Source organism: Vibrio thalassae (assembly GCF_900089835.1).
In the GTDB taxonomy this organism is placed as follows: Bacteria; Pseudomonadota; Gammaproteobacteria; order Enterobacterales; family Vibrionaceae; genus Vibrio; species Vibrio thalassae.
The window spans coordinates 1-2,264 of sequence record NZ_OANU01000140.1 but is presented as its reverse complement, the minus strand read 5'-3'; the positions used below and the strand labels follow the sequence as shown (position 1 = coordinate 2,264).

At 42.9% G+C, this 2,264-nt stretch carries 1 protein-coding gene; it reads right to left on the bottom strand.

Going from position 1 to position 2,264, the window contains the following annotated elements:
* A partial coding sequence (locus tag VTH8203_RS22220; protein ID WP_158296221.1) for a LamG-like jellyroll fold domain-containing protein occupies positions 1-2,264 on the bottom strand: 2,264 nt, incomplete at both ends.

Below are 2,264 nucleotides of genomic sequence, written 5' to 3'. Positions count from 1 at the left end.
GGATATCACTTTCAGTGAGTGCGGTTGAATAAGCCGCGAAGGCATAAATGCCATCCATGCTATCAAGTTGGGTGATGTTGCTGTCACCTGATGCATCCTTAGCAAAGAGTCCTATTGGCGTCGCTGGACTGCGAATGGCGCTAAGTTGAGTTGATTGCGCAGTGGCTGCCCGTTGACCATTGACATAAACCGTATAAGTGTTCGCATTTTGCTCGTAAACATAAACAAGATGCACGAAATCGCCATAAGGTGAAGCATCGTTAATCACGTTAGTAAGATTGACGGCTCCTGTATTGTTGAGTGTCACTCCTAATGTGTTTGAGTTGCTGTTTTCAAACGTCAACGAGGTCGCATTAATTGTGTCTGTGATGTCATGGTGACCAAGCAACACAAGATCCGCAAAATTATCACTGGTTATTTTAGCAATAAACTCGTAACTGGCTTGATCGCTTGGCAATGCGGAAAGGTCAACTGTTTTTGCTTTATTTGGATAAACATAGCTATCGTACCCAGCGATAGGTTGGGTCAAGGTAACAAGAGGGTTTAAATTAGAAGACTCGACCGACCACGTTTGATTTATCCATGATGCCATGGCATTCGGGCTCACTTTGACTTGGTCCCAAAGCACCGCCACACGACTGCCATTATCATCAGTGAGTAAATTACTATCGTCAGTTGAAACAGCGTCAAATTCAAGGGCAGTTTCGAATTGATCGTTTAACCCGTCTGAATCTTTGTCAGAGAAGCTATTGTTATCATCATCATCGGTTGTAACTAATAGACCATCACTGTCCGAGTCGAGATCAAAGACGTCCCATATGCCATTTTGATTGTTATCGCTAATGGCACTTAACACGGTAGTGGCGCGTGATTGAATGGTTTGTGGTGACCAAATATCGTTGTGATGTTGAATATGAGTCACCATATTTCTTCTAATAGCATTGTTAGCCACGTAATTTTTTAATGTGCCACTAAGTATACCTTGTACATGTACACCTATTCTGGTGTTAGCCGAACTGAGGGCTGTGAAGCTACTGTCTTGTACACGGCCAACTTCACTACCGTTGATATACAAGGTAAAGGTTTGTGAAAGGCTATCGAATGTCAATGCCAAGTGGAAATATTGTCGACTAGGGAACAAGGTTGATTGGTTGTCGGTAGCAGTAAAGAAGTGAGGGCTGCCTGTTTGTGTAAGTTCTTCAATGTCATCGGCTCCATCGCTGCGGATCGCAAACTGCTTTTTGCTCTCAGATGCAAAACGTAACGACATATTTCCCGATTGAATGAGAATACCCTCTTCAAGTAAGGGGTTGCTTGCCTCGTTGCTAAAGTCGAGGTAAGCGACTAACTCGTAAGTTGCATCACCTGAAATTGAACTCCAATTTTCATGATCAGCACCAGAAATCAGGCTGATAGAGCGTGGATCTGAACTGGCTTTGTCTGCTAGTTGTCCATTAATGAAGTACCCAATTGCTTTATTTCGGGTATCGTTATTAGACGTATTGGTCATCTGTTGCCAAATATCAGCAATACCATTGCTATTACCATCATTTAAAATGGTATTTTTGTTATCAACTAATGGGTCAAACCCCGTTAAAACGGTTTCCATTTTATCGTTAAGATCATCGCCGTCATAGTCTGTCCAAGGGTTGGTATCGTCTGAATCGTTGGCAAATGTGACGCCGTCACTGTCGAAATCAATATCATTAATAAGGGTTTGCAGTTCTGCAATCGTGTTAGAAGAGGTAATGTATAAGTTATTAACTGCACTGAGGACCGCGCTGACATCTTGGGAAATACCGATATTGGTATAATCCCATGACGAAGGGCGGTAGTTGTTGGTTTTAGAAAAGAAGGTAACAATATCAATTGCACTGGTGATTGATTCTTGCGTTTTTAGCGTTATATCTCGAATCCATTGATTGATTTGAACAATTTCAGTTGAGGTTAAATTAACAAAGCCGACATTGGCATAAATTGTCGCTGATGGCGGAGTGCCACCATTAGCGGCGTAATCGATTAATGCTTGCCAGTTGTTGTATTCATTGAAAATAGCTTGTACTTTGGCAACCGTATCGGCCCCTTGAGCTTGTACTTCACTGCGCACAGCACCGACATTGCTTGCATCAACGCCAGTGATCCCAGCTTGGGTGTAATCGGTTTCTGCGGGAGCGCTTGCCCCTGCAATGTTTTTGGCGTGGTTAATGACATTTACCATGGCGCTAATGTCGGTTACCACGACTAATTGTGTGTCGTTTAGCCAA